The sequence below is a fragment of the Acidimicrobiales bacterium genome, assembly GCA_035294085.1.
In the GTDB taxonomy this organism is placed as follows: domain Bacteria; phylum Actinomycetota; class Acidimicrobiia; order Acidimicrobiales; family Bog-793; genus DATGLP01.
The window spans coordinates 1-26474 of the sequence record DATGLP010000008.1; the positions used below are offsets into that span (position 1 = coordinate 1).

General features: G+C 73.1%; 39 protein-coding genes and 2 pseudogenes. 40 read left to right on the forward strand and 1 reads right to left on the reverse strand.

The window, feature by feature from the left end; translation table 11 throughout:
- On the reverse strand, positions 1-806 hold an 806-nt coding region (locus VKV23_02505; protein HLI14908.1), incomplete at its 3' end, for a beta-propeller fold lactonase family protein.
- Between the two features lie 504 nt (positions 807-1310).
- Between VKV23_02505 and VKV23_02510 the strand changes: the two genes are divergently transcribed.
- The 40 genes and pseudogenes from VKV23_02510 (at position 1311) to rpsI (ending at position 26473) form a co-directional block, all read left to right on the forward strand.
- Complete coding sequence (locus VKV23_02510) at positions 1311-2117, forward strand: 3'(2'),5'-bisphosphate nucleotidase CysQ (GenBank protein ID HLI14909.1); 807 nt, start codon at positions 1311-1313, stop codon at positions 2115-2117.
- Between the two features lie 176 nt (positions 2118-2293).
- A complete protein-coding gene (locus tag VKV23_02515; GenBank protein ID HLI14910.1) occupies positions 2294-4090 on the forward strand; it encodes an arylsulfotransferase family protein in 1797 nt (598 codons plus the stop codon).
- 127 nt (positions 4091-4217) lie between these two features.
- Positions 4218-4589 (forward strand): 30S ribosomal protein S12, encoded by a 372-nt coding sequence (gene rpsL, locus VKV23_02520; protein ID HLI14911.1) that lies wholly within the window; start codon positions 4218-4220, stop codon positions 4587-4589.
- Complete coding sequence (gene rpsG / locus VKV23_02525; protein ID HLI14912.1) at positions 4589-5059, forward strand: 30S ribosomal protein S7; 471 nt, start codon at positions 4589-4591, stop codon at positions 5057-5059. The genes rpsL and rpsG overlap by 1 nt, the downstream gene beginning before the upstream one ends.
- Before the next feature lie 89 nt (positions 5060-5148).
- Positions 5149-7242 (forward strand): elongation factor G, encoded by a 2094-nt coding sequence (gene fusA, locus VKV23_02530; GenBank protein HLI14913.1) that lies wholly within the window; start codon positions 5149-5151, stop codon positions 7240-7242.
- Between the two features lie 155 nt (positions 7243-7397).
- The gene (gene tuf, locus VKV23_02535) at positions 7398-8585 is read left to right on the forward strand and encodes an elongation factor Tu (GenBank protein ID HLI14914.1); all 1188 of its coding nucleotides are present in this window, start codon (positions 7398-7400) and stop codon (positions 8583-8585) included.
- A 9-nt stretch (positions 8586-8594) separates the two neighbouring features.
- Positions 8595-8921, forward strand: a complete 327-nt coding sequence (gene rpsJ / locus VKV23_02540; protein HLI14915.1) for a 30S ribosomal protein S10 — start codon at positions 8595-8597, stop codon at positions 8919-8921.
- Positions 8922-9160: 239 nt separating this feature from the next.
- Entirely contained in the window at positions 9161-9805 is a 645-nt protein-coding gene (rplC, locus tag VKV23_02545; protein HLI14916.1) for a 50S ribosomal protein L3, read from the forward strand.
- Complete coding sequence (gene rplD, locus VKV23_02550) at positions 9802-10521, forward strand: 50S ribosomal protein L4 (GenBank protein HLI14917.1); 720 nt, start codon at positions 9802-9804, stop codon at positions 10519-10521. The genes rplC and rplD overlap by 4 nt, the downstream gene beginning before the upstream one ends.
- On the forward strand, positions 10518-10808 hold the full coding sequence (gene rplW / locus VKV23_02555; GenBank protein HLI14918.1) for a 50S ribosomal protein L23: 291 nt from the start codon (positions 10518-10520) through the stop codon (positions 10806-10808). Before rplD ends, rplW begins: the two co-directional genes overlap by 4 nt.
- 9 nt (positions 10809-10817) lie before the next feature.
- Complete coding sequence (gene rplB, locus VKV23_02560) at positions 10818-11654, forward strand: 50S ribosomal protein L2 (GenBank protein HLI14919.1); 837 nt, start codon at positions 10818-10820, stop codon at positions 11652-11654.
- 13 nt (positions 11655-11667) lie between these two features.
- Positions 11668-11946: a 30S ribosomal protein S19 gene (gene rpsS, locus VKV23_02565; protein ID HLI14920.1), complete on the forward strand. Its 279-nt coding sequence runs from the start codon at positions 11668-11670 to the stop codon at positions 11944-11946.
- 1 nt (position 11947) lies between these two features.
- A pseudogene (rplV, locus tag VKV23_02570) lies at positions 11948-12292 on the forward strand (50S ribosomal protein L22).
- A gap of 299 nt (positions 12293-12591) precedes the next feature.
- A pseudogene (gene rpsC, locus VKV23_02575) lies at positions 12592-13224 on the forward strand (30S ribosomal protein S3).
- Between the two features lie 302 nt (positions 13225-13526).
- The gene (gene rplP / locus VKV23_02580) at positions 13527-13964 is read left to right on the forward strand and encodes a 50S ribosomal protein L16 (GenBank protein ID HLI14921.1); all 438 of its coding nucleotides are present in this window, start codon (positions 13527-13529) and stop codon (positions 13962-13964) included.
- Positions 13964-14167 (forward strand): 50S ribosomal protein L29, encoded by a 204-nt coding sequence (gene rpmC, locus VKV23_02585; protein ID HLI14922.1) that lies wholly within the window; start codon positions 13964-13966, stop codon positions 14165-14167. Before rplP ends, rpmC begins: the two co-directional genes overlap by 1 nt.
- Positions 14167-14436 (forward strand): 30S ribosomal protein S17, encoded by a 270-nt coding sequence (gene rpsQ, locus VKV23_02590; GenBank protein ID HLI14923.1) that lies wholly within the window; start codon positions 14167-14169, stop codon positions 14434-14436. Before rpmC ends, rpsQ begins: the two co-directional genes overlap by 1 nt.
- Complete coding sequence (rplN, locus tag VKV23_02595) at positions 14433-14801, forward strand: 50S ribosomal protein L14 (protein HLI14924.1); 369 nt, start codon at positions 14433-14435, stop codon at positions 14799-14801. The genes rpsQ and rplN overlap by 4 nt, the downstream gene beginning before the upstream one ends.
- Positions 14802-15107, forward strand: coding sequence for a 50S ribosomal protein L24 (gene rplX, locus VKV23_02600; protein HLI14925.1), 306 nt, complete (start codon positions 14802-14804; stop codon positions 15105-15107). It abuts the gene before it with no gap.
- 8 nt (positions 15108-15115) lie between these two features.
- A complete protein-coding gene (gene rplE, locus VKV23_02605; protein HLI14926.1) occupies positions 15116-15673 on the forward strand; it encodes a 50S ribosomal protein L5 in 558 nt (185 codons plus the stop codon).
- Positions 15674-15675: 2 nt separating this feature from the next.
- The gene (locus VKV23_02610; GenBank protein ID HLI14927.1) at positions 15676-15861 is read left to right on the forward strand and encodes a type Z 30S ribosomal protein S14; all 186 of its coding nucleotides are present in this window, start codon (positions 15676-15678) and stop codon (positions 15859-15861) included.
- A 16-nt stretch (positions 15862-15877) separates the two neighbouring features.
- Entirely contained in the window at positions 15878-16282 is a 405-nt protein-coding gene (gene rpsH / locus VKV23_02615) for a 30S ribosomal protein S8 (protein HLI14928.1), read from the forward strand.
- A gap of 33 nt (positions 16283-16315) precedes the next feature.
- Positions 16316-16861, forward strand: a complete 546-nt coding sequence (gene rplF / locus VKV23_02620) for a 50S ribosomal protein L6 (GenBank protein HLI14929.1) — start codon at positions 16316-16318, stop codon at positions 16859-16861.
- Complete coding sequence (gene rplR, locus VKV23_02625; GenBank protein HLI14930.1) at positions 16861-17223, forward strand: 50S ribosomal protein L18; 363 nt, start codon at positions 16861-16863, stop codon at positions 17221-17223. The genes rplF and rplR overlap by 1 nt, the downstream gene beginning before the upstream one ends.
- A 2-nt stretch (positions 17224-17225) precedes the next feature.
- Positions 17226-17771: a 30S ribosomal protein S5 gene (gene rpsE, locus VKV23_02630; GenBank protein ID HLI14931.1), complete on the forward strand. Its 546-nt coding sequence runs from the start codon at positions 17226-17228 to the stop codon at positions 17769-17771.
- A gap of 1 nt (position 17772) precedes the next feature.
- A complete protein-coding gene (rpmD, locus tag VKV23_02635; protein ID HLI14932.1) occupies positions 17773-18015 on the forward strand; it encodes a 50S ribosomal protein L30 in 243 nt (80 codons plus the stop codon).
- A gap of 7 nt (positions 18016-18022) precedes the next feature.
- Complete coding sequence (gene rplO / locus VKV23_02640) at positions 18023-18511, forward strand: 50S ribosomal protein L15 (GenBank protein ID HLI14933.1); 489 nt, start codon at positions 18023-18025, stop codon at positions 18509-18511.
- 72 nt (positions 18512-18583) lie between these two features.
- Positions 18584-19879 carry a preprotein translocase subunit SecY gene (gene secY, locus VKV23_02645; protein ID HLI14934.1) on the forward strand — a complete coding sequence of 432 codons (1296 nt, stop codon included), beginning with the start codon at positions 18584-18586 and terminating at the stop codon, positions 19877-19879.
- Positions 19880-20563 carry an adenylate kinase gene (locus tag VKV23_02650; GenBank protein ID HLI14935.1) on the forward strand — a complete coding sequence of 228 codons (684 nt, stop codon included), beginning with the start codon at positions 19880-19882 and terminating at the stop codon, positions 20561-20563.
- Positions 20560-21300, forward strand: coding sequence for a type I methionyl aminopeptidase (gene map / locus VKV23_02655; protein ID HLI14936.1), 741 nt, complete (start codon positions 20560-20562; stop codon positions 21298-21300). Before VKV23_02650 ends, map begins: the two co-directional genes overlap by 4 nt.
- Positions 21301-21454: 154 nt before the next feature.
- Positions 21455-21679, forward strand: coding sequence for a translation initiation factor IF-1 (gene infA, locus VKV23_02660; GenBank protein HLI14937.1), 225 nt, complete (start codon positions 21455-21457; stop codon positions 21677-21679).
- 16 nt (positions 21680-21695) lie between these two features.
- Complete coding sequence (gene rpmJ, locus VKV23_02665) at positions 21696-21809, forward strand: 50S ribosomal protein L36 (GenBank protein HLI14938.1); 114 nt, start codon at positions 21696-21698, stop codon at positions 21807-21809.
- A 2-nt stretch (positions 21810-21811) separates the two neighbouring features.
- The gene (gene rpsM / locus VKV23_02670) at positions 21812-22189 is read left to right on the forward strand and encodes a 30S ribosomal protein S13 (protein HLI14939.1); all 378 of its coding nucleotides are present in this window, start codon (positions 21812-21814) and stop codon (positions 22187-22189) included.
- A gap of 70 nt (positions 22190-22259) precedes the next feature.
- On the forward strand, positions 22260-22661 hold the full coding sequence (rpsK, locus tag VKV23_02675; GenBank protein ID HLI14940.1) for a 30S ribosomal protein S11: 402 nt from the start codon (positions 22260-22262) through the stop codon (positions 22659-22661).
- Positions 22662-22677: 16 nt separating this feature from the next.
- Entirely contained in the window at positions 22678-23304 is a 627-nt protein-coding gene (rpsD, locus tag VKV23_02680; protein HLI14941.1) for a 30S ribosomal protein S4, read from the forward strand.
- 24 nt (positions 23305-23328) lie between these two features.
- Entirely contained in the window at positions 23329-24270 is a 942-nt protein-coding gene (locus VKV23_02685; protein ID HLI14942.1) for a DNA-directed RNA polymerase subunit alpha, read from the forward strand.
- A complete protein-coding gene (gene rplQ, locus VKV23_02690) occupies positions 24270-24626 on the forward strand; it encodes a 50S ribosomal protein L17 (protein HLI14943.1) in 357 nt (118 codons plus the stop codon). Before VKV23_02685 ends, rplQ begins: the two co-directional genes overlap by 1 nt.
- The gene (truA, locus tag VKV23_02695; protein ID HLI14944.1) at positions 24623-25492 is read left to right on the forward strand and encodes a tRNA pseudouridine(38-40) synthase TruA; all 870 of its coding nucleotides are present in this window, start codon (positions 24623-24625) and stop codon (positions 25490-25492) included. Before rplQ ends, truA begins: the two co-directional genes overlap by 4 nt.
- Positions 25493-25611: 119 nt before the next feature.
- Complete coding sequence (gene rplM, locus VKV23_02700; GenBank protein HLI14945.1) at positions 25612-26061, forward strand: 50S ribosomal protein L13; 450 nt, start codon at positions 25612-25614, stop codon at positions 26059-26061.
- Between the two features lie 19 nt (positions 26062-26080).
- A complete protein-coding gene (rpsI, locus tag VKV23_02705) occupies positions 26081-26473 on the forward strand; it encodes a 30S ribosomal protein S9 (GenBank protein HLI14946.1) in 393 nt (130 codons plus the stop codon).
- Position 26474: the final 1 nt, after the last annotated feature.

A 26474-nucleotide genomic window follows, 5' to 3' on the forward strand; every position in this document is an offset into this window, starting at 1 on the left:
CCGACGGTGATCGGCGACCCCGCCTGGCCGGTGGCGAGGTCGATCGGCGTGACGGTGTTCGAGCCCTCGTTCACGACGTAGGCGGTCGTGCCGTCGGGCGTGATGGCGATGGCCGTCGGAAAGTCCCCGACGGTGATCGGCGACCCCGCCTGGCCGGTGGCGAGGTCGATGGGCGTGACGGTGCCGGGAGGGCCGCCGGAGCCCAGGGGGCTGTTGGCGTTCACGACGTAGGCGGTCGTGCCGTCGGGCGTGATGGCGATCGCGTCCGGGTTCGTGCCGACGGTGATCGGCGACCCCGCCTGGCCGGTGGCGAGGTCGATCGGCGTGACGGTGTTCGAGCCCTCGTTCACGACGTAGGCGGTCCTCCCGTCCGGCGTGATGGCGATGGCCCTGGGGAAGGCGCCGACCGGGATCGCCTGCCCGTCCGTGCCGGTCCCGAGGTCGATCGGGGTGACGATGTTGTTGTTGTAGTTCACGACGTAGGCGGTCGTGCCGTCCGGCGTGATGGCGAGGTAGAAGGGACCGGGACCGGCCGGCATCGGCGAGCCCGCCTGGCCGGTGGCGAGGTCGATCGGCGTGACGGTGTCCCCCGAGCCGCCGTTCAAGATCGCGACGACCGCCGTCCAGCCGGTCGTGCTCGCCGACGCGGGCCCGGCGGCGATCGCGGGCCCCGTTGACGCGCCGAGCGCGAGGGCGCTGACGAAGCACGCGAGCCGGGCAGATGGCGAGGGCCGGCGGCCACCGCCGGCGCGACCCCGGCGTCGCACCGTCGATCGCGCCGTCTCGCGTCGCGGCGTACAGCGCATCGCTGCTCCCGGCACCCTCCTCGCACAGCGTCGCGAGCGTCGGGGACAGCGTACGCGGCGGCGCCGCGCGGCGCGCAAGGGGTCGCCTCCCCCTCGATCGCCGGGGTCGCGGGCGCTGGCGCGGGTGGATCGCCGGGGTCGCCGACCGAGTGCCGGGCCGGCACGCTAGCGTGGCGCTGGCGTGTCACGAGGAAGCGTCCGCAGGGTGACCGGCGCCGAGCGGCGCCTCGTGGGGCGAGGACGGGGCGCACGTACGGGCGGGGCGGGCGCGCCGCCTGTCGCACGGCCGGCAGCCCGCGGCTCGCTCGCCGACGTCGCGCGCGTCAGGACAGGACGCGCGCCGTGGCGATCGCCGGTCGAGCCGTCGCACGGCCGTCCGACGCGCGTGTCGCCGTCAGCGCCCACTCGATGGGGCGGGCGCAGGCCGGTGCCGCTGCCGCGGCCGTGCGCTCGCGGCGCGATCGCCCCTCGCGTCCGGGATCGCCTGGCGTCGGAGCGAGCGCTGTGACGGCCGCGAGGCGAGCGCCCGGATCCGGCCCGCGGCCGATCACCTCCCCGGACGTCCGAGGCCTCGAGGTCGCGCCCACGGACGACATCACGGCGGCCTGCATCGCGTTCGAGGCGGGCCAGCTGCTGCTCTCGCTGCGGGAGCGGCCCGACTCGGCCGTGAGCGCCGACGTGCGGTCGAACGAGCTCATCGTGGCGCGCCTTCGCCAGTCCTTTCCCGGCGACGCGGTGCTGTCCGAGGAGGCGCCCGACAGCGCCGAGCGCCTCGCGGCGGCACGGACGTGGATCGTCGACCCGCTGGATGGGACGCGCGAGTACGGCGAGCCCGGGCGCGAGGACTGGGCCGTCCACGTCGCCCTCGTGGTGGGCCACGAGCTACGCGCCGGGGCCGTGGCGCTGCCCGCGAGCGGGATGCTCTTCTCCACGAGCGCGCCGCTCCCCACCAGGCTCCGGCGCGAGGGACCGCCGCGCCTCGCGGTCAGCAGGACGAGGCCGCCGCCGGTCGCGGCGGCCGTCGCGGCCGCGCTGGGCGCCGAGCTCGTCCCGCTCGGATCGGCCGGCGCGAAGACGATGGCCGTCGTGCGCGGCGAGGTCGACGCCTACCTCCACGCCGGGGGCCAGTACGAGTGGGACTCGGCCGCGCCGGTTGCGGTGGCGGTGGCGAACGGGCTCCACGCGTCGCGCGTCGACGGCTCCGAGCTGCGCTGGAACCAGCCGAGCCCCTGGCTCCCCGACCTGCTCGTGTGCCGCCCCGAGCTCGCTCCCCGCCTCCTCGACGCGCTCGCCTCGGTCGGCGCCTCCTGAGCGGCAGCCGGGCACGCGGCCCGCCGCGAGGGCGCGGCCGCTATCGTCGGCCCGACCCCGGATGCGTCGGCGCCTCCCCGCGCCGGCGCGCGCGTGCCCGAGGGGAGGAGACACTGGCACGAACCGGCGACCGTCGAGCGCCCGGCCGCCTCGCCGCCCTCGTCGGCGTCGGCCTCGTGCTGTCGGCCTTCGGCGGCCGGGCCGCGTCCTTCCGCGTCCACCCCGACGTCTCGCGGGCTGACCCCCGCATCGCCCTGCTCGGCCGTCGGCTCGCGCCCGGCCAGCCCGTCGTCGTCTCGCCCGCGCCGGGCACCCGCACCGCCTCGCGAACGACCCAGATCAGCTTCCTCGGCGTGGCTCCCGCAGCGATCGGCCCCGTCGTGGTGACCGGCTCGCGCTCGGGGGCGCACCCGGGGGTGCTCCGCCCGTACTCGGACGGGGCCGGGGCGAGCTTCCTGCCGGCGAGGCCCTTCGACGCCGGCGAGGCCGTCACCGTGCGGACCGGCCTCGACCTCGTCGGCGCGCCCTCCGGCACGTTCCGCTTCGTCGTCGGCGAGCGCGTGCCGGTGACGCCGGGGCCGAAGCGCCCGGGTCCCGAGCTCTCGACGGGGGTCGAGCGCTTCGCGTCCGCGCCCGGCCTCGTCCCGCCGCAGGTGCGAGTCGTGCACTCCTCGCCTGCGGCGCGGCCCGGCGGCGACTTCTTCCTCGCGCCGAAGGGCGCGGTCGGCCAGTTCGGCCCCATGATCGTCGGACCGACCGGCCGCCTCATCTGGTTCCACCCGCTCCCGCCGGGCGAGGTGGCCTTCAGCTTCGACCTCCAGCGCTACCGGGGTCGCCCCGCGCTCGTGTGGTTCCAGGGACGGGTCGTGCGAGGCCACGGGGTCGGCGAGGACGTGATCGCCAGCACCTCCTACCGGAGGCTCGCCGTCATCCGCGGGGGCAACGGCTTCGCCCCGGACCTGCACGAGCTCCAGCTCGACGGCGCGACCACGGCGCTCGTCACGAGCTACCAGGCGCTGCGCTGGCCCGTCTCGCTCGGCGGCGTCCCGCGCACGGTCACCGCGCTCGACGGCATCGTCCAGGCGATCGACGTCCCGACCGGGCTCGTGATGTTCGAGTGGCACAGCCTCGACCACGTCCCGGTCACGAGGTCCGACTTCGCGCTGCCGGCGGGGCCGGCCGGCCTGTTCGACTACTTCCACGTCAACTCGATCCAGCAGCTGCCCGACGGCAGCCTGCTCGTCGGCTCGCGCAACACCTCCGCCGCGTACGACGTCTCGGTGCGCGACGGCGGCAGGGTCCTCTGGCAGCTCGGCGGCCGGGGCAGTACCTTCGCGCTCGGCCCCGGCGCCCGCTTCGCCTTCCAGCACGACACGCGCCTCGTGACGCCCGACACGATGACGATCTTCGACGACGAGGCGGCCCCGCGTCGCGGACCCCAGTCGCGCGCGCTCGTCCTCCACCTCGACCTGCGGACCCGGCGCGCGACGCTCGTGCGCGCCTACACCCACCCCGACCCGCCGCTCCTCGCGGCGGCGCTCGGCAACGTCCAGCTGCTGGCCAACGGCGACGTCGTCGTCGGGTGGGGGACGACGCCGTACGTCTCGCAGTTCACGCAGGCGGGCAGGCTCCTGCTCGACCTCGAGCTGCCCGCCGGCGACGACACGTACCGAGCCACCCGGCACCCCTTCGTCGGCCGCCCCGCCACGCCGCCGTCGGTGGCGCTCGCCCGCCTGCCCAGCGGGGCGCTGCGCGTCGAGGTGAGCTGGAACGGCGCGACCCAGGTCGCCGCGTGGCGGGCGCGCACGGGTCCCACCCCGGCCGAGCTGCGACCCGGCGCGAGCGCCCCCGACGCCGGCTTCCAGACGAGCTTCGCGATCGCCCGGCCCGGACGCTGGGTGGCGGTCGAGGCGATCGACGCCGCCGGGCACGTGCTCGGGCGCTCGCGCGTGCTCGCCGTGCCGAGCCGCTAGCCTCGAGGGCGACGGCGTGCCGGCGCGGGCGCCTTGCCTGCCGTCGGCTCCTCCCCTAGGATTGCCGGGCCGCTTCGGCGCGATGAGCGCCGCGGCGCGGCTCGTACCACGGCTCGAGAGGTCTCGCGTGCCCACGATCGCCCAGCTCGTCCGCAAGGGGCGGGCGTCCAAGCGAACGAAGACGAAGACGCCGGCGCTGAAGGGCGCGCCGCAGCGCCGGGGCGTGTGCACGCGCGTCTACACGACGACGCCGAAGAAGCCGAACTCCGCGCTGCGCAAGGTGGCTCGCGTCCGGCTCACGAGCGGCGTCGAGGTCACCGCCTACATCCCCGGCGTCGGCCACAACCTCCAGGAGCACTCGATCGTGCTCGTGCGCGGCGGGCGCGTGAAGGACCTGCCGGGCGTCCGCTACAAGATCGTGCGCGGCGCGCTCGACACCTCCGGGGTGCGCGACCGCGCCCAGGCTCGCAGCCGCTACGGCGCGAAGAGGGAGTCGTAGTGCCCCGCCACGGTCCCGCCCCCCGACGCGAGCTCCAGCCCGATCCGGTCTACCGTTCCGTCCTCGTCACGCAGCTCATCAACAAGGTGCTGAGCCGCGGCAAGCGCAGCCTCGCCGAGCGCATCGTCTACCGCGCGCTCGACGTCGTCGCCGAGAAGACGGCCGGCGACCCGATCGCGACCTTGAAGCGGGCCCTCGAGAACACGAGGCCGGAGCTCGAGGTGCGCAGCCGGCGCGTCGGCGGCGCCACCTACCAGGTGCCCGTCGAGGTCCGGCCACGGCGGGCGACGACGCTGTCGATCCGCTGGATCGTCGGCTACGCGAGGCAGCGGCGGGAGCGGACGATGGCGCTGCGCCTCGCGAACGAGATCCTCGACGCGGCGAACGGCCTCGGTGCGGCCGTCAAGCGCCGCGAGGACCTCCACAAGATGGCCGAGTCGAACAAGGCCTTCGCGCACTACCGCTGGTAGCGCGAACCCTCGGCAGCCTTCGCGCCCCAGGGCCTGGCCCTCGCGGCGCGTGTGACGGATCGAGTGCGACGAGCAGGAATACTGGACCTATGGCAGAGACCCCGAGCCGCGAGTTCCCCCTCGCCAAGACGCGCAACATCGGCATCATGGCGCACATCGATGCCGGCAAGACGACGACGACCGAGCGCATCCTCTACTACACGGGCCGCAGCTACAAGATCGGCGAGGTGCACGAGGGCGCGGCGACGATGGACTGGATGGTCCAGGAGCAGGAGCGGGGGATCACCATCACCTCGGCCGCGACGACCTGCCGCTGGCGGGACTGCTGGATCAACCTGATCGACACGCCGGGCCACGTCGACTTCACCGTCGAGGTGGAGCGGTCGCTGCGCGTCCTCGACGGCGCCGTGGCCGTCTTCGACGCCGTCGCGGGGGTCGAGCCCCAGACCGAGACGGTATGGCGCCAGGCGAACCGCTACCACGTCCCGCGCTTCTGCTTCGTGAACAAGATGGACCGTACCGGCGCGGACTTCTTCCGCACCGTCGAGATGATCCGCGACCGCCTCGACGCCACGCCGGCGGTCGTCCAGCTCCCGATCGGCGCCGAGGCGGACTTCGTCGGGGTCGTCGACCTCGTCGAGATGCGCGCCCTGACCTGGCGGGACCCGCTCGGCGAGAAGGTGGAGGAGGGCGAGATCCCCGCCTCGATGCGCGAGCAGGCCGAGATCGGCCGTCACGACCTGCTCGACGTGCTGTCGAACTTCGACGACGTCGTGATGTCCAAGTACGTCCACGACGAGGAGATCAGGCCGGAGGACCTGCGTCGCGCCCTGCGCGCCGGGACGATCGAGGGCCGGGTCGTGCCCGTGCTGTGCGGCTCGGCCTTCCGCAACAAGGGTGTCCAGCCCCTGCTCGACGCCGTCGTCGACTACCTGCCGAGCCCGCTCGACCTCCCCCCGACGACGGGCCATTCGCTCCGGGGCGACGAGGAGCTCGTGCGCGAGCCGCGCGACGACGCGCCCTTCAGTGCCCTCGCCTTCAAGATCATGAGCGACCCGTTCGTCGGCAAGCTCACCTACCTGCGCGTCTACTCGGGCACCCTCGCGAAGGGCTCGACGGTGCTCAACTCGACGAAGGACCGCCGCGAGCGGATCGGCCGGATCCTCCAGATGCACGCCAACCACCGCGAGGACAAGGACGTCATCTTCACCGGCGACATCGTCGCGGTCGTCGGCCTGAAGAACGTGACGACGGGCGACACGCTGTGCGACCCCGCGCACCCGATCGTCCTCGAGTCGCTCGAGTTCCCCGAGCCCGTCATCCACGTCGCCGTCGAGCCGAAGACGAAGGCCGACCAGGACAAGCTGGCGCGGGCCCTGTTCGCGCTCGCCGAGGAGGACCCGACGTTCCGCGTCCGCACCGACGAGGAGACCGGCCAGACGGTGATCTCGGGGATGGGGGAGCTCCACCTCGAGGTGCTCGTCGACCGGATGCTTCGCGAGTTCAAGGTCGACGCGAACGTCGGCAAGCCGCAGGTCGCCTACCGCGAGACGATCCGGGAGGCCGCGCACAAGGTCGAGGAGCGCTACGTGCGCCAGACCGGCGGGCGGGGCCAGTACGGGCACGTCGTCATCGACCTCGAGCCCACCGGGCCCGGCGGCGGCTACGAGTTCGTCGACAAGATCACCGGCGGCGTGATCCCGAAGGAGTACATCCCCGCCGTCGACCAGGGCATCCGCGAGGCCATGGAGTCGGGGGTGCTCGCCGGCTACCCGGTCGTCGACGTCCGCGCCACCCTCGTGTTCGGCTCCTACCACGAGGTCGACTCCTCCGAGATGGCCTTCAAGATCGCCGGCTCGCTCGCCTTCAAGAAGGCCGCCCGCCAGGCGCACCCCGTGCTGCTCGAGCCGATCATGGCCGTCGAGGTGGTGACCGCCGAGGAGTACATGGGCGACGTCATCGGCGACCTCTCGGCCCGGCGCGGCCGGGTCGAGGGGATGGAGCAGCGCGGCTCGAACCAGGTGATCCGGGCCCAGGTTCCATTGTCGGAGATGTTCGGCTACGCTACCGACCTGCGTTCTCGCACGCAGGGCCGCGCGACGTACACGATGCAGTTCGACTCCTACCAGGAGGTCCCCGAGTCGATCGCCCGGGAGATCGTCGCCCGGGCGACCGGGGAGTGACCGGCGAGGGCGCGGCGGCGCGACGGAGACGGAGGCGGCGGGGGCGACCCCGCCCGGCGAGTGGACCACGCGATCGAGGGTCTCGAGGCGGTCAACCCAACCAACGGCGGCGGGCCCGAGCGGTCCCGCCCTAAGAGACGGAGCTGTCGGCACCAATGGCGAAGCAGAAGTTCGAGAGGACCAAGCCCCACATCAACGTCGGGACGATGGGGCACATCGACCACGGCAAGACGACCCTCACGGCGGCGATCACCAAGGTCCTCCACGACCGGAACCCGAACGTCGCGTTCACGGCGTTCGACCAGATCGACAAGGCGCCGGAGGAGAAGGCCCGGGGCATCACGATCTCGATCGCGCACGTCGAGTACGAGACGGACAAGCGTCACTACGCCCACGTCGACATGCCGGGGCACGCCGACTACATCAAGAACATGATCACCGGGGCCGCCCAGGTCGACGGCGCGATCCTCGTCGTCTCCGCCGCCGACGGCCCGATGCCCCAGACGCGTGAGCACGTCCTGCTCGCCCGTCAGGTCGGCGTTCCGTCCATCGTGGTCGCGCTGAACAAGGCGGACATGGTCGACGACGAGGAGCTCCTCGACCTCGTCGAGCTCGAGGTGCGCGAGCTGCTCAACGAGTACGAGTTCCCCGGCGACGACACGCCCATCGTGCGGGTGTCGGCGCTCAAGGCGCTCGAGGGCGACCCCGAGGCCGCGGAGGGGATCCTCCGGCTCATGGAGGCGGTCGACAACTACATCCCCCAGCCCCAGCGCGACATCGACAAGCCCTTCCTCATGTCCGTCGAGGACGTGATGACGATCACCGGTCGGGGCACCGTGGCGACCGGCCGCATCGAGCAGGGCCAGGTGAAGGTGGGCGACGACGTCGAGATCGTCGGCCTGCGCCCGACGCAGAAGACGGTCGTCACCGGGGTCGAGATGTTCCGCAAGCTCCTCGACGCCGGGCAGGCCGGCGACAACGTCGGCGTGCTCCTGCGGGGGACGAAGAAGGAGGACGTCGAGCGCGGCCAGGTGCTGTGCAAGCCGGGCTCGATCACGCCGCACACCCAGTTCGAGGCCAACGTCTACGTCCTCACGAAGGAGGAGGGCGGCCGCCACAAGCCGTTCTTCACGAACTACCGGCCGCAGTTCTACTTCCGCACGACCGACGTGACCGGGACCATCAACCTGCCCGAGGGCACCGAGATGGTCATGCCCGGCGACAACACCTCGATGACCGTCGAGCTCCAGAAGCCGATCGCGATGGACGAGGGGCTCCGCTTCGCCATCCGCGAGGGCGGGCGCACGGTGGGGGCCGGTCGCGTCACGAAGATCTTGAAGTAGGGGCCCGACGTGGCTGACGGCGCCCGCCAGCGGATCCGCATCCGCCTCAAGGCCTACGACCACGAGGTCGTCGACCAGTCGACGAAGAAGATCGTCGAGACGGTGCTGCGCACGCAGGCGAAGGTGCGCGGGCCGGTACCGCTGCCGACGGAGCGGCACCGCTACACGGTGATCCGCTCGCCGCACAAGTACAAGGACAGCCGCGAGCACTTCGAGATGCGGGTCCACAAGCGGCTCGTCGACATCGTCGAGCACAGCCCGAAGACGGTCGACTCGCTCCAGCGGCTCGACCTGCCCGCCGGCGTCGACATCGAGATCAAGATCCAGACGGCCTGACCGGCCCCTTCTGCTATAGTCCACCCCTCGCCGCGCCCTCGGGCGCGGCAGGCCCGAGTACGACGTCCATGCGTGCCCCGTGCGCGGGGGACCGCGTGGCAACGCGTCGGATGCTCCGCCCGGTCCTCGGGCGGAGCACCCGCGTGGGAGACGGAGCGAGCGTGCCCCGGCTCCCTGCCGGGAGACGGCGCACGCAGCAGCGCAGCGAGCACGGCAGCGAGACAGCGAGACAGGAACCGATGGCAACGAAGGCGATCGTCGGCGAGAAGGTCGGGATGACCCAGATCTTCGACGCGGACCACCGTGCGATCCCGGTGACCGTCCTGCGCGTCTCGCCGGTGCGCGTCGTCCAGGTGAAGACGCCCGAGCGGGAGGGGTACGCGGCCCTCCAGGTCACCTACGGCGTGCGCCGGGCGAGCTCGCTCAGCAAGCCGGCGGCGGGGCACTTCGCCCGGGCCGGGGTCGAGCCGGGCCGGGCGCTCGTCGAGCTGCGCCTCGACGACACGACCGGCTTCTCGGTCGGCCAGGAGCTCGACGCGTCGATCCTCGCCGCGGGCGAGCGGGTCGACGTCACGGCGGTCTCCAAGGGGAAGGGCTTCGCCGGCGGGATGAAGCGGCACCACTTCGCCGGCCAGGGGGCCGCGCACGGCAACCACAAGAAGCACCGGGCCCCCGGATCGGTCGGGGCGTGCGCCACGCCGGCGCGCGTCTTCAAGGGGACGCGCATGGCCGGCCGGCTCGGCTCGGTGCGGGTCACGACGCTGAACCTCGAGGTCGTCGAGTCGGATGCCGAGCGCCAGCTCGTGCTCGTGAAGGGGGCGGTGCCGGGGCCGCGCGGCGGCCTCGTGGTGCTGCGCGACGCCGTGAAGGGTGGCTCGAGGTGAGCGCGCCGGCTGCGGGGACCGAGGCGGTGACGCTCGAGCGCCGCTCGGTGAGCGGCGAGCTCCTCGGGCGCGTCCTGCTCGACCCGGCGGTCTTCGCCGTGCCGGTCAACGTGCCGCTCCTGCACCAGGTCGTCACCGCCCAGCTCGCGGCGCGCCGCGCCGGTACCCACAGCACGCGCACCCGTGCCGAGGTGCGCGGCGGGTCGGCGAAGCCCTACCGTCAGAAGGGCACGGGGCGGGCCCGTCAGGGCTCGATCCGCGCCCCGCACTTCGCCGGCGGCGGCATCGCGCTCGGGCCCAAGCCCCGCAGCTACGCCCAGCGGACGCCGAAGAAGATGGTGCGCCAGGCCCTGCGCTGCGCGCTCTCGGCGCGGGCCTCGGCCGGCGGCCTCCGCCTCGTCGACCGCTGGGGGTTCGCCGTGCCGCGGACGAAGGACGCCGTCGCCGCGCTCGGCGCCCTCGGGTGCTCGGGCAAGGTGCTCGTCGTGCTCGAGCGCGCCGACGAGGCGGCTCGGCGCTCCTTCGCCAACCTGCGCCAGGTCGTCACCGTGCCCGCCGACCAGCTGAGCGCGTACGACGTCCTCGGGGCCGACGTCGTCGTGTTCACCGACGCGACCCTGCCGGGCACCGCGGTACCGCTGGAGGGCGCGGCCACGGGGCAGGCGGCCGGGGCGCCCTCGGCGCCGGACGACGAGCCGGGAGGCGAGGCCGCATGACGAGCGAGCGGACGGTGCTGCTGCGCCCGGTGATCTCGGAGAAGTCCTACGGGCTCATGGACGACGGGGCCTACGTCTTCGTCGTCGACCCCCGAGCGTCGAAGGTGGAGATCCGCCAGGCCGTCGAGCGGGCGTTCTCGGTGCGCGTCGCGAGCGTCAACACGCTCGTGCGCAAGGGCAAGCGCAAGCGGAACCGCCGCGCCGCCACCTACGGCAGGCGCCCCGACACGAAGCGGGCCATCGTCCGCCTCGCCGGCGGGGACCGCATCGAGCTGTTCGAGAGCTGAGGAACCGGGATGGGAGTGCGCAAGCGCAGGCCGACGAGCGCCGCTCGGCGGTTCCAGTCGGTCTCGGACTTCTCCGAGATCACGAAGGACCGCCCGGAGCGCTCGCTCACCGCGCCGCTGCCCGCGAGCGGCGGACGCAACAGCTACGGGCGCAAGACGGCGCGCCACCGGGGCGGCGGCCACAAGCGCCGGTACCGGATCGTCGACTTCTGGCGCGACAAGGACGGGGTACCGGCGCGCGTCGCTGCCATCGAGTACGACCCGAACCGCAACGCTCGGATCGCCCTGCTGCACTACGCGGACGGGGAGAAGCGCTACATCCTCGCGCCCCAGCAGGTCGGCGTCGGCGACGTCCTCCAGTCCGGCCAGGGCGCGGAGATCCGGCCAGGCAACGCGCTGCCGATCCGCTACATCCCCGTCGGCTCGGTCGTCCACAACGTCGAGCTGCGGCCGGGCGGCGGCGGGAAGCTGGCGCGCGGCGCCGGGATGAGCGTGCAGGTCGTGGCGAAGGAGGGCGCCTTCGCCACGCTGCGGCTGCCGTCGACGGAGATGCGGCGGGTCTCGATCGACTGCCGGGCGACGATCGGCGTCGTCGGCAACGCCGAGGCGGAGCTCGTGTCGATCGGCAAGGCGGGGCGCAACCGCTGGCGTGGGGTGCGCCCCCAGACGCGCGGGGTGGCGATGAACCCGGTCGACCACCCCCTCGGCGGGGGCGAGGGCAAGAGCTCGGGCGGCCGCCACCCGGTGTCGCCCTGGGGCAAGCCGGAGGGACGGACTCGGCGCCGCCACAAGGACTCCGACCGGCTGATCGTCCGGCGCCGGCGCACGCGCGGCGCGCGGCGCTAGGCAGGGAGGGAGCATGCCTCGCAGCCTGAAGAAGGGCCCGTTCGTCGACGAGCACCTGCTGCGCAAGGTCGACGCGCTCAACGCGAGCCGCGAGAAACGGGTCATCAAGACGTGGTCGCGTCGCTCGACGATCATCCCCGACATGGTCGGCCACACGATCGCGGTGCACGACGGGCGCAAGCACGTCCCCGTCTACATCACCGAGTCGATGGTCGGCCACAAGCTCGGCGAGTTCGCGCCGACGCGCACCTTCCGCTACCACGCAGGCCAGGAACGCCAGGGGAGGCGCTGACGTGGCGACGAGGACGAACGAGCGTCCCGGGACGCGCGCCGTGCTGCGCCACTCGAGGATGTCGAGCTACAAGGCGCGCGAGGTGCTCGACCTGATCCGCGGCCTCGACCTGGCGCGGGCGCGCGAGGTCCTCGAGCACTGCGACCGGGCCGCGGCGCCGGTGATCGCGAAGCTCCTCGCCTCCGCGGCGGCCAACGCCGAGAACAACGACGGCCTCGACCCCGAGGAGCTCTACGTCGCGACCTGCTACGCGGACGAGGGGGCGACGCTGAAGCGCTGGCGCCCCCGGGCCAGGGGCCGGGCGACGCGCATCCGCAAGCGGACGTGCCACATCACCGTCGTGCTCGCCCGCATGGACGAGCAGACCCTCGCGCGGCGCCGGGCGCGCGCCGCAGCCGAGGCCGCCGAGCGCCGGGCGCGCCGCGTCGCGGCGACGCGCCGCCGGCGCGCCGAGGAGGCCGGGAGCGCCGCGCCGGCGCCCGAACCGACGGCGGGTGAGGTCGGGGAGGGCGCGGCCGAGGCACCGCCCGAGGGCGCCCGGGTCGAGCAGGACGCCGAGCCGGAGGCCGCCGCGCCGACCGCGTCGGCGGAGGCGGGCGACCCGGGCGCGCCCGAGGAGCGTGCCCTTGAGGAGGGCGAGGACTGATGGGCCAGAAGGTCAACCCCTACGGCTTCCGCCTCGGCGTCACGACCGACTGGAAGTCCCGCTGGTTCGACGACCGCGGCTACCAGGACGCCGTGGTCGAGGACTGGAAGATCCGCGACTACCTGATGCGCCAGCTCGAGGCGGCGGCCGTCAGCCGGATCGAGATCGAGCGGACGCGCGACCGCCTGCGGGTCGACGTGCACACGGCCCGCCCCGGCATCGTGATCGGCCGGCGAGGCGCGGAGGCCGACCGGCTGCGCCGCCAGCTCGCTCGGATCGCGAAGAACCCGAACGTCCAGCTCAACATCCAGGAGATCAAGCAGCCGGAGCTCGACGCGGCGCTCATCGCGCAGGGAATCTGCGACCAGCTCGCTCGCCGGATCAGCTTCCGCCGGGCGATGAAGCGTGCCATCCAGACGGTCCAGAAGGCGGGCGGCCTCGGCGTCCGGGTCCAGTGCTCGGGTCGGCTCGGCGGCTCGGAGATGGCGAGGCGCGAGTCCTACCGCGAGGGGCGAGTCCCCCTGCACACCCTGCGGGCCGACATCGACTACGGGATGCGCGAGGCGCGGACGAGCACCGGTCGGGTCGGGGTGAAGGTCTGGATCTACAAGGGCGACATCCTCCCCTACCGCGCTGTTGCGGAGGACAAGATCGCGCGCGAGGCGGCGATGGCGGTCGGGGAGACCTCCGGCCAGGCGCGGCGGCGCATCGTCACCGCGGGCGGCGGCCGACGGCGCGTCGAGGGCGTCGGCGAGGTTCCCGTGCCGGGAGCGCCCGAGGAGGTCGCCGCCGCGGCGCCGGACGCCGAGCCCGCCCCCGCGGCGCTGCCCGACGACGCCCTCGAGCGGCTCCTCGCCGAGGAGGAGGAGATCGAGCGGCGGACGCGCGGCGAGCACCACGAGGCACCGCACTTCCGCAAGGAGGCTGACTGACGATGCTCATGCCTCGCAAGGTCAAGCACCGCAAGCAGCACCGGGGACGGCTCACCGGCGCGGCGAAGGGCGGTACCAGCGTGGAGTTCGGGGACTTCGGCATCCAGGCGCTCGAGCCGGCGTGGGTGACGGCGCGCCAGATCGAGGCCGCCCGGATCGCCATGACGCGCCACGTGCGCCGCGGCGGCAAGGTGTGGATCCGGGTCTTCCCCGACAAGCCCGTGACCCAGAAGCCGGCCGAGACGCGCATGGGGTCCGGCAAGGGGAACCCCGAGCGCTGGGTCGCCGTCGTGCGGCCGGGCCGCATCCTCTTCGAGCTCGCCGGGGTCGACGAGCACCTCGCGCGTGCCGCCATGGAGCGCGCCATCCAGAAGCTGCCGATGAAGGCCCGCTTCGTCGTCCGCCAGACCGCGGGCGCGGCCTCGGAGGTGCAGGTCTGATGGCGAAGGCCTCCGAGCTGCGCAAGCTCGAGCCGGCGGACCGCGCGCAGCGCCTCGCCGAGGCGCGCCAGGAGCTGTTCAACCTGCGCTTCCAGCTCGCGACGGGCCGGCTCGACAACGTGAGTCGCCTGCGCGTCCTGCGCCGGGAGATCGCGCGCCTGCTCACCATCGAGGCAGAGCAGGCGGCAGGCAGGGGGGCGTGATGGGCGAGGCGACGGCGCGGCGCAACGCGCGCAAGGTGCGGGAGGGCACGGTGGTGTCGCGTGCGATGGACAAGACCGCGGTCGTGAGCGTCGTCGAGCGCGTGCGCCACCCGCGCTACGCGAAGACCGTCCAGCGCACGAAGCGGCTGTACGTCCACGACGAGGAGAACGCCACCGGCGTCGGGGACCGGGTGCGGGTCGCCGAGACCCGCCCGCTGTCCAGGCTGAAGCGCTGGCGGCTCGTCGAGATCCTGGAGCGTGCGCGGTGATCCAGCAGGAGACACGCCTCAAGGTCGCCGACAACTCCGGCGCGAAGGAGGTGCTCTGCATCAAGGTGCTCGGCGGGTCGCGCCGGCGCTACGCGCGCATCGGGGACGTCTTCATCGCGACGGTGAAGGACGCCGCGCCCGGCGGCGCCGTGAAGAAGGGCGACGTCGTGCGCTGCGTCGTGGTGCGCGCGAAGAAGGAGAAGCGACGGCCGGACGGCAGCTACATCCGCTTCGACGAGAACGCCGCGGTGCTGATCAACGACCAGCTGCAGCCGCGGGGGACGCGCATCTTCGGGCCGGTCGGTCGGGAGCTTCGCGACAAGCGCTTCATGCGCATCGTGAGCCTCGCGCCGGAGGTGATCTAGGTGAAGATCCGCAAGGGCGACCGGGTCCAGGTGCTCTCGGGCAAGAGCCGGGGCAGGACGGGCGAGGTGATCCGCGCCCTGCCCGCCGAGAACAAGGTGATCGTCTCCGGCGTGAACATCGCCAAGCGCCACACGAGGCCGACGAGGGCGACCATGCAGGGCGGCATCATCGACAAGGACATGCCCCTGCCGGTGTCGTCCGTCGCGATCATCTGCGGCCGCTGCGGGCCGACGCGCGTCGGCTACGCCTTCGACGACGACGGCGCGAAGCGCCGGGTGTGCCGCAAGTGCGGGGGGGCGCTGTGAGCGCCGCCGTGCTCGCCCCGCCTCGGCTCAAGGTCCGCTACGAGACCGAGCTCCGCCAGGCGCTCAAGGCCGAGCTCGGGCTCGCGAACGTGATGGAGGTGCCGCGCCTCGAGAAGATCGTCCTCAACTGCGGCGTCGGGCGGGCGACCCAGCAGCAGTCGCTGCTCGAGGGGGCGGTGCGCGACCTCGAGGTCATCTCCGGCCAGCGGCCGGTCGTGACGAGGGCGCGCCGCTCGATCGCGGGCTTCAAGCTGCGAGAGGGCAACGCGATCGGCGCCATGGTCACCCTGCGCGGCGACCGGATGTGGGAGTTCCTCGACCGGCTGATCAGCCTGGCGATCCCGCGCATCCGCGACTTCCGGGGCCTGTCCCCGAGGTCGTTCGACGGCCGGGGCAACTACACCTTCGGGGTGAGCGAGCAGCTCATCTTCCCGGAGGTCGACTACGACCGCATCGACACCGTACGCGGCATGGACATCACGATCGTGACGACGGCTCGCACCGACGCCGAGGGCAGGGCGCTGCTCACCGCGCTCGGCTTCCCGTTCCGACGCGAGGGGCAGTAGCGATGGCGAAGAAGGCACTGGTCCAAAAGCAGCAGCGCAAGCCGAAGTTCAAGGTCCGCGCCTACACGCGCTGTCGTCGTTGCGGGCGGCCGCGGGCGGTCTTCCGCCACTTCGGCCTGTGCCGGATCTGCCTGCGCCAGCTGGTCCACGCCGGCGAGGTTCCCGGCGTCACGAAGGCGAGCTGGTGAGAGGAGGCGAAGGCCGATGACGGTGACGGACCCGATCGCCGACATGCTGACGCGCCTTCGCAACGCCAACGCGGCGATGCACGAGACGGTCCGCATGCCCGGCTCCAAGCTGAAGGTGTCGCTCGCCTCGATCCTCGAGCGGGAGGGCTACATCGCCGGCTTCTCGACGACGACCGACCGGCGGTCGCCCGGCACGGTCCTCGAGATCAAGATGAAGTACGCCCCCGACCGGACCCGGGCGATCGCGGGGCTGCGTCGCGTGTCGACGCCAGGGCTTCGCGTCTACGCGCGCGCCGACCAGCTGCCGCGCGTGCTCGGCGGGCTCGGCGTGGCCGTGCTCTCGACGAGCAGGGGCCTGCTCACCGACCGCGAGGCGCGCCAGCAGCACGTCGGCGGCGAGGTGCTCTGCTATGTCTGGTGACCGGGCGCGCCGGCCCGGCGGGAGGTCGGCGTGATGTCGCGCATCGGACGTGCACCGATACCGCTGCCCGCGGGCGTCGACGTGCGCCTGGAGGACGGCCGCATCGCCGTGAGCGGACCGAGGGGGCGCCTCGAGCGGGCGCTCCCGCCGCAGATCTCGGTCCGCCACGACGCGCCGGGCTCCCGCCTCGTCGTCGAGCGGATCGACGACGCGCGCACGAGCCGTGCCCTGCACGGGCTCACCCGCTCGCTCGTCGCGAACATGGTGACGGGCGTCACGGAGGGCTTCGCGAAGGAGCTTGAGATCGTCGGCGTCGGCTACCGGGCGAGCGCGCGCGGGCCGTCCCAGCTCGAGCTCGCCCTCGGCTTCAGCCACCCGGTCGTCGTCGACGCCCCGGAGGGGATCACCTTCGAGGTCCCCGCACCGACGCGCGTGACGGTGCGCGGGATCGACAAGGAGAAGGTCGGCCAGGTGGCAGCCGACATCCGCAGGATCCGCAAGCCCGAACCCTACAAGGGCAAGGGCGTCCGCTACGCAGGCGAGGTCGTCCTCCGCAAGGCAGGGAAGGCTGGCAAGTGATGAGCAGCGCAGCACGCACCCACGAGCTGCGGGCCCGGCGGCACCGCCGCGTCCGCGTCAAGGTCGTCGGGACGCCCGAGCGTCCCCGGCTCGCCGTCTACCGCTCGAACCGCCACATCGTCGCCCAGGTGATCGACGACGTCGCGGGGCGCACGATCGCCGCCGCCTCGACGGTCGAGCCGGCGCTGCGCTCGGGGCCGACCGGGAACGTCGCCGCGGCGAGCACGGTCGGCCGCCTCGTCGCCGAGCGGGCCCGGGCACGAGGCGTGGTTCGCGTCGTCTTCGACCGGGGTTCCTCCCGCTACCACGGCCGCGTCGCCGCGCTCGCGCAGGCGGCGCGCGCGGCGGGATTGGAGTTCTAGCGATGGCCGAGCTGCAGCTCGAGGAGCGCACGATCAAGGTGAACCGGGTCGCCAAGGTGGTGAAGGGCGGCCGGCGCTTCTCCTTCACGGCGCTCATGGTCCTCGGCGACGGACAGGGACGCGTCGGCCTCGGCTACGGCAAGGCGAAGGAGGCCGGGCTCGCGGTGCAGAAGGGGATCGAGGAGGCCCGCAAGCACCTCTTCGAGGTCCCGCTTGCGGGCTCGACGATCACGCACCCCGTGATCGGCGAGGCCGGGGCGGGGAGGATCCTGCTCAAGCCCGCCGCGCCGGGCACCGGCGTGATCGCCGGGGGTGCGGCGCGGGCCATCCTCGAGATGGCCGGCATTCGCGACATCGTCGCGAAGTCCCTCGGGACCTCGAACGCCATCAACGTCGCGCACGCCACCATCGCCGGGCTGCGGGCGCTGCGCCGTCCGGACGAGGTGGCGCGCCTGCGCGGGAAGGCCGCCGGCGAGATCGTGCCCGCCGGCGTCCTGCGCGCCTACGAGGAGCGCCGGCGCACCCAGCTCGCGGCGGGGGGGCGCTGACGTGGCCCGACAGGCTGAGTCCCTCCTCGTCACCCAGGTCCGCTCCGCGATCGGTACGAAGCCGAAGCACCGCGGGACGCTGCGGGCGCTCGGTCTGCGCCGCATCGGCTCCCGGCGGGTCCTGCCCGACCGCCCCGAGGTGCGCGGCATGCTGGCGCGCGTCGCCCACCTCGTGCGGGTCGAGCCCGCCGAGGCGGCCGACGCCCCGGGTGCCGCCCGGCCCCGGCCGTCGAGAGCGAGGTGACCGCCTGATGTACCTGCACGAGCTCACCCCGGCCCCCGGCGCGCACCGGCGTCGGCGCCGCGTCGCCCGGGGCATCGCGGGCAAGGGGGGCAAGACCGCCGGACGAGGGACGAAGGGCCAGCGGGCGCGCGCGAGCGTGCGGCCCGGCTTCGAGGGCGGGCAGCTCCCCCTCACCCAGCGCGTCCCGAAGCTGCGCGGCTTCGCCAACCCCTTCCGCGTCGCCTACAACGTCGTCAACCTCGACGCCCTCGACGCCGTCGAGGGCGACGAAGTCACGCCCGCCACCCTCGAGGCGGCCGGGCTCGTCCACCACGGGGGCCTCGTCAAGGTGCTCGCCCGCGGGAGCGTGGGGCGCCCGCTGCACGTCTCCGCCCACGCCTTCTCGCGTGCCGCCGCCGCGGCGATCGAGGCGGCGGGCGGCCGCGTGACCGTGCTCGAGCCGCCCGACGGGGCCCGCCGGCCACCCGCCTCGGGGAACGCCCTCGCGAACCGGTAGGGTAGGCGTCCTGCTCGCGAGTCGCGGCGAGGTGGGGCGGCCCGGCGTGGGCCGAGACGCACGGGAGGCACGGTGCTCTCGAGTCTGAAGCAGATCGTCCGGGTCGCCGACCTGCGGAACAAGGTCCTGTTCACGCTGTTCATCATCGCCGTCTACCAGCTCGGCGCGAACATCCCGGTGCCCGGCATCAGCGTGAGCGCCATCCAGAGCATCACGAACAAGTCGCGCGGCTCGGGCATCCTCGGCTTCCTCGACCTGTTCTCCGGCGGTGCGCTCGCGCGCGCCGCGGTGCTCGGGCTCGGGATCATGCCCTACATCACCGCGTCGATCATCATCCAGCTCCTCGTCACGGTGATCCCGAAGTTCGCCGAGTGGCGCGACCAGGGTGCCGTCGGCCAGCGCAAGCTCACCCAGGCGACGCGCTACCTCACCGTCGTGCTCGCCATCATGCAGTCGTCCGGCCTCGTCTTCCTGCTCCACTCCGGCCAGCTCTTCGGTGGCTCGGCCTCGGGCAGCCTCAACCTCATCCCGGACTTCACGGCCTGGCGCGTGCTCTTCATCATCCTCACCTTCACGGCGGGCACGGCCTTCGTGATGTGGCTCGGCGAGCTCATCACCCAGCGGGGCATCGGGCAGGGGATGTCGATCCTCGTCTTCGCCAACGTGGTCGCCACGCTGCCGCTCGACGTCACCTTGATCCGCAGCCAGCGGGGGTGGGCGGGCCTCGCCATCATCGCCCTCGTGTGCCTCGCGCTGCTCGTCGCGATCGTCTTCACCGAGCTCGGCCAGCGGCGCATCCCGGTGACCTTCGCCCGGCGGGTCCAGGGCCGGCGCATGTACGGGGGGCAGAGCACCTACATCCCGCTCAAGGTCAACCACGCCGGCGTGATCCCGATCATCTTCGCGTCGTCGCTGCTGTACATCCCGGTCCTCGTCGCCACCGTCCTGCCCTGGCAGGGAGTGCGCAACTGGATCCAGGCGAACCTCTACAGCGCCACGGGCGGCGTGTACCTCGCGCTCTACGGGCTGTTCATCATCGTCTTCACCTTCTTCTACGTGCAGGTCAACTTCGACCCGCCGCAGCAGGCCGACACCATCCGCAAGCAGGGGGGCTACATCCCGGGGATCCGGCCCGGCCCGCCGACCGAGGCGCACCTGTCGCGGATCTTGAACCGGATCACCCTGCCCGGGTCGCTCTTCCTCGCCTTCGTCGCCCTCGTGCCGTCCGCGCTCCTCGCCGCCTGGCACATCTCGGGGATCCCCTTCTTCGGCACGACGCTGCTCATCAGCGTCGGCGTCGCCCTCGAGACGAACAAGCAGATCGACAGCCAGCTGACGATGCGCAACTACGAGGGCTTCCTGCGCTAGGTGGTACCGGGCGCACGGCTCATCGTCCTCGGCAAGCAGGGCGCAGGCAAGGGGACACAGTGCGTCCGGCTGTCGCGCCACTACGTCGTGCCGCACATCGCGACGGGCGACATGCTGCGTGCCGCGGTGAAGGCGGGGACGTCGCTCGGGCGCGAGGCGAAGCGCTACATGGACGCGGGCGAGCTCATCCCCGACGAGGTCGTCCTCCAGCTGGTCGCCGAGCGCCTCGACCAGGACGACACGAAGCGGCGGGGCTTCGTCCTCGACGGCTTCCCCCGCACGGTCGTGCAGGCGGAGCGCCTCGACGAGCTGCTCAGGCCGCTCGAGCTCGACTGCGTCGTCGACCTCGTCGTGGCGACCGAGGTCGTGCTGCAGCGTCTGGCAGGTCGGCGCGTCTGTGCCGACTGCGGCGCCAACTACTCCCTCTCCGCGCCGCCGCGGGTCGACTGGATCTGCGACGTGTGCGGCGGCGAGGTCGTCCAGCGCCCCGACGACACGGAGAGCGCGATCAAGCGCCGTCTCGCCCTCTACGAGGCGCAGACGAAGCCCCTCGTCGCCCGCTACGAGGCGTCGGGCAAGCTCGTGTGCGTCGACGGCGAGGGGAGCCCCGACGAGGTCACGGACCGGCTCGTCAAGGTGGTCGACCAGCGCCTCGAGCCGAGGCTCGCGGGGGACACCCGGTGATCCGCACCCCCGAGGAGATCGCCAAGATGCGGCGCGCCGGCCGGGTCGTCGCCGAGATCATGGAGCGGACACGGGCCGCGATCCGTCCGGGGGTCACGACGCGCGAGCTCGACCGCGTCGCCCGCGAGGTCCTCGCGGCGCGAGGGGCGCGCTCGAACTTCCTCAACTACCACGGCTTCCCCGCCACGATCTGCACCTCGCCGAACTCGATGATCGTCCACGGCATCCCCGGCGACTACGTCATCGAGGAGGGCGACCTCATCTCCGTCGACTGCGGCGCGATCGTCGAGGGCTACCATGGCGACGCCGCCTACACCCACCCCGTCGGCGAGGTCTCCCCGCTCGCGCGCTCCCTCGTCGAGGTCACGCAGGCGGCGCTGTGGGCCGGGATCGAGCAGATGCACCCCGGCCGCCGCCTCCACGAGATCGGTCGGGCCGTGCAGGCGGTCGCCGAGGCGGCCGGCTTCTCGGTCGTGCGCAAGTACGTCGGCCACGCCATCGGCACGGCCATGCACGAGGAGCCGCAGGTGCCGAACTACTGGCCGGGGGTCCCCGGCCCGAAGCTCCAGGTGGGCAACGTCTTCGCGATCGAGCCGATGGTGAACGCGGGCGGTCCCGACACGATCGAGCTGGACGACGGCTGGAGCGTGCTCACGGCGGACGGGAGCCTGTCCGCGCACTTCGAGCACACCGTGGCGGTCACCGAGGACGGGCCGGAGGTCCTCACGGCCCCGTAACGGCGAGGGGCCGGAGCTGCTAAGCTCGCGCATCGCCTCGGTCACCGGGGAAGAGCACGCGCGTGCGCTCGGTGCCGATGGCTCGTGGCCGGCCGGCCTGCGGGTGCCCCGATCGCCGGCGCGCCGCTAGTGGGATCGCTGCGAGGAGGAAGACCTGCCCAAGCCGAAGGAGGATGCGATCGTGCTCGAGGGCACGGTCGTCGAGCCGCTCCCGAACGCCATGTTCCGGGTCGAGCTCGAGAACGGCCACAAGGTGCTCGCCCACTCCTCGGGCAAGATGCGCATGCACCGCATCCGCATCCTCCCCGGGGACCGGGTCCAGGTCGAGATCACGCCGTACGACCTGACGCGCGGCCGCATCACCTACCGGTACAAGTAGGCGGGGAGGGGACGACGTGAAGGTGCGACCGAGCGTGAAGCCGATGTGCGAGAAGTGCAAGGTCATCCGCCGCCACGGGCGGGTCATGGTGATCTGCGACAACCCGCGCCACAAGCAGCGGCAGGGCTAGCGATGGCACGCATCGCCGGAGTGGACATCCCGCGGGAGAAGCGGCTCGAGATCGCCCTCACCTACATCTACGGCATCGGGCTCTCGACCGCCCAGCAGATCTGCGCGGCGACGGGGATCAGCCTCGACACGCGCGTGCGCGACCTCACCGACGAGGAGGTCGCGACGCTGCGCACCTACATCGACCAGCACCTCAAGGTCGAGGGCGACCTGCGACGCGACGTCGCCCAGGACATCAAGCGGAAGATGGAGATCGGCTCCTACCAGGGCCTGCGGCACCGCCGCGGGCTCCCCGTGCGTGGCCAGCGCACGCACACGAACGCCCGGACCCGCAAGGGGCCGAAGAAGACGGTCGCCGGCAAGAAGAAGGTGCGCAAGTAGTGGGCGCCTCGCCTGCCGGCGGCGTGCTGCGAGCGCTGGGGCTCGCCCGCGCGCTCGACGGGGAGGTTTGATGGCGAAGACGACGAAGCCAGGCGGGCGCCGTCCGCGTCGGCGCGAGCGGAAGAACGTCGCGCACGGCGTCGCCCACATCAAGAGCTCCTTCAACAACACCATCGTGTCGATCACCGACCACGAGGGGAACGTCATCGCCTGGGCATCCGCCGGCAACGTGGGCTTCAAGGGCTCGCGCAAGTCGACGCCCTTCGCCGCCCAGATGGCGGCCGAGCAGTGCGCCCGGCGGGCGATGGAGCACGGGGTGCGGCGCGTCGACGTGCTCGTGCGCGGCCCGGGCTCCGGGCGCGAGACGGCGGTGCGCTCGCTCGCGGCCACGGGCATCGAGGTGACCGGCATCAAGGACGTCACGCCCATCCCGCACAACGGGTGCCGCCCGAAGAAGCGGCGCCGGGTCTAGGCGGCGGAGGAGGAGGATGGCCCGCTACACGGGCCCGGCGTGCCGCCTGTGCCGCCGGGAGAAGGTGAAGCTCTTCTTGAAGGGCCCGAAGTGCGAGAGCATGGCGTGCCCCATCGAGCGCCGTCCCTACCCACCGGGCGAGCACGGACGCGACCGCTCGCGCCAGGGCTCGGAGTACCTCGCGCAGCTGCGCGAGAAGCAGAAGGCGCGCCGCATCTACGGCGTCGTCGAGCGCCAGTTCCGCAACCTCTACGGCGAGGCGAGCCGCCAGAGCGGCATCACCGGCGAGAACCTGCTGCGGATGCTCGAGCTGCGCCTCGACAACCTCGCCTACCGAGCGCTGTGGGGGACGAGCCGTGCCCAGGCGCGTCAGCTCGTCAGCCACGGGCACGTGCGCGTGAACGGCAGGCGGGTCACCATCCCGAGCTACCGCGTCCGGCTGGGCGACGTCGTCTCCCTCGCGCCGGGGCTGCGGGGCAACATCGTCGTCCGCCACAACCTCGACACGATCGACCGCCCCGTCCCCGGCTGGCTCGAGGTCGAGGAGGACGGCTTCGCCGTGCGCGTGCGCGCGCTCCCCGAGCGCGAGCAGATCGACACGCAGGTGCGCGAGCAGCTCATCGTCGAGCTCTACTCGAAGTAGCGGAAGGACAGGAGCGAGCGAACGATGCTCATCATCCAGCGGCCCACCGTCGAGGCGGTCGGGGAGGAGGAGGGCAACCGCCAGCGCTTCTCCATCGGTCCGCTCGACCCCGGCTTCGGCCACACCCTCGGCAACTCGCTGCGGCGGACCCTGCTCTCGTCGATCCCGGGGGCGGCCGTCACCCAGGTGCGCTTCGACGACGCCCTCCACGAGTTCACCTACCTGCAGGGGGTGAAGGAGGACGTCTCCGACATCATCTTGAACCTGAAGGACCTCGTCCTGCGCGTCGAGTCGGACGAGCCGGTGACGCTGCGCGTCGACGTCCGAGGCCCGGCCGAGGTCACCGGTGCCGACCTGCAGGCCACCGCCGAGGTCGAGATCTTGAACCCGGACCTGCACCTCGCGACGGTGAACGCGAAGGGCCGCCTCGCCATGGACGTGACCGTCGAGCGGGGCAAGGGCTACGTCTCGGCGGAGCGCAACAAGCGGTCCTCGGCGATCGGGGTCATCCCGGTCGACGCCATCTTCTCGCCGGTGCGACGGGTCGCCTTCAGCGTCGAGCCGACCCGCGTCGAGCAGTCGACGGACTACGACCGCCTCGTCCTCGACGTCGAGACGGACGGCTCGATCTCGCCGCGCGCCGCGCTCGCCTCGGCGGGCCAGACGCTGCGGGCGCTCGTCGGCCTCGTCGCCGAGCTCTCCGAGGAGGCCGAGGGGCTCGAGCTCGGCGACGCCGCCACGGCGACGAGCGGCTCGCCCGACCTCGACCTGCCCATCGAGGACCTCGACCTGTCCGAGCGGCCGCGCAACTGCCTGAAGCGGGCCCAGATCAACACGATCGGCGAGCTCGTCCAGCGCACCTACGCTGACCTGCTCGCGATCACGAACTTCGGGCAGAAGTCCCTCGACGAGGTGATCCAGCGCCTCGACGAGCGCGGCCTGTCGCTCGCCGGCGAGGGCTTCTGATGCCGGCTGCCCCGAAGAAGGGCCGCCGCCTCGGGGGCGACGCGGCCCACCAGAAGGCGATGCTCGCCAACCTCGCGGCCTCGCTGTTCGCCGCGGAGGCGATCGTCACGACCGAGGCGAAGGCGAAGGCGCTGCGGCCGGTCGCGGAGAAGCTCATCACGAAGGCGCGCGCCGGCGGCGTGCACAACCACCGCCAGGTCGTCGCCTTCCTGCGCGACAAGGACATGGCCCACAAGCTCTTCGCCGAGATCGGCCCACGCTACGCGGACCGCCCCGGCGGCTACCTGCGCATCCTGAAGCTCGGGCCGCGCCCGGGCGACAACGCCCCGATGGCGCGCGTCGAGCTCGTGGGTTGACGCCGCCGGCGGGCACCGTCGGCGAGGCGAGCGACGAAGCGGCCCCGGGCGGGCCGCTTCGTCGCGTCGTGCTCGGCCTCGCCTACGACGGCACCTGCTTCCGCGGCTTCGCCCCGCAAGCCGGCGAGCGCACCGTCGCCGGCGCGCTCGGCGCCGCGCTCGAGGTTGCGCTCGGCGAGCCCGTCGAGCTCACCTGCGCGGGGCGCACCGACGCCGGGGTGCACGCCCTGGCCCAGGTCGTCCACCTCGACGCGCCCGCCGATCGCCTCTCGAGGCGCCTTCGCGCGCCGAGCCTCGAGCCCGGGGCGCCGCTCGAGCGCCTGCAGCGCTCGCTCAACCGGCAGCTCGCGGGCGAGGTCGTCGTCTGGCGGGCGGAGCTCGCGCGGCCCGGCTTCGACGCCCGGCGCTCGGCGCTGTCCCGCCGCTACCGCTACCTCGTCGATGCGCGCCCCCGACCCGACCCGCTGCGCCGGCGAGACACCTGGCAGGTCGGCGCCGCCCTCGACCTCGCCGCGATGCGCCTCGGGGCGGACCCGCTCATCGGCGAGCACGACTTCTCCGCGTTCTGCCGGCGAGGGCGCACGGCCGCCGGCCCGCTCGTGCGCCGGGTGCTCGACGCGAGCTGGACGGTGCTCGCCGACGGCCGGTGGGCCTTCGAGGTCGAGGCGCAGGCGTTCTGCCAGCAGATGGTGCGTGCCGTCGTGGGGATGCTCGTCGCCATCGGTCGGGGTCGCGCGCGCCCGAGCGACGTCGTGGCCCGGCTGCGCAGCGGTCGGCGCGAGGGCGCGCCACCGGTCGCCCCGCCGCACGGCCTCGCGCTCGTCGCCGTCCGCTACCCCGCCGAGCTCGGTGGGACCTTCTGCTGAGGAACCGCCGTTTGCAGCGGGCGGTGGCGTCGCCTAGCCTGGTGGCGCCGCAGGCCGGCGCGCGCTCGGCGAGCGCTGGCGCGGCGCTCGCCGCGACCTCGCGACCAAAGGACCACGCAGTGCGCACCTACTCCCCGAAGCCCGCCGACGTCGTGCGGGCCTGGCACGTCGTCGACGCGGACGGCGCCGTCCTCGGCCGGCTGGCGAGCGAGGTGGCACGGGTGCTGCGCGGGAAGCACAAGGCGATCTTCGCCCCGCACCTCGACGCCGGCGACCACGTCGTCGTCGTCAACGCGGCGAAGGTGGTGCTGAGCGCCGGCAAGGCGGCCGACAAGCGCGCGTGGCGTCACAGCGGCTACCCCGGTGGCCTGCGCTCGACCACCTACGCCGAGCTCCTCGCGACCCGTCCCGAGGAGGTCGTGCGGCGCGCCGTGCGCGGCATGCTGCCGAAGAACGCCCTCGGGCGCCGGCTGCTCGGGCGGCTGAAGGTGTACGCCGGGCCGCTGCACCCGCACGCGGCCCAGGCCCCGGTGCCGCTCGTGCTGGCGGGTGTCCGCCGGGCGAGCTAGCGAGAGCTCGAGGAGGGACGTGCCCACCCCGCTCACCCAGTCGACCGGTCGACGGAAGGCGGCCGTCGCGCGCGTCCGGCTGCGCGCTGGCACGGGCAGCGTCACCGTCAACCGCCGCCCGCTCGAGGAGTACTTCCCCTCGGCGACCCTCCGCCAGCACGCCACCGAGGCGCTGCGCGTGAGCGGTCGGGCCGGCGGCTACGACGTCGAGGCGACGATCGACGGCGGCGGCGTCTCGGGGCAGGCCGGGGCGCTGCGCCTCGGGATCGCGCGCGGCCTCGCCGCGCTCGAGCCGGAGCTGCGCGCCACGCTGAAGCGCGCCGGCCTGCTCACACGGGACGCCCGCGAGAAGGAGAGCAAGAAGTACGGGCTGAAGAAGGCGCGCAAGGCACCGCAGTACTCCAAGCGCTGAG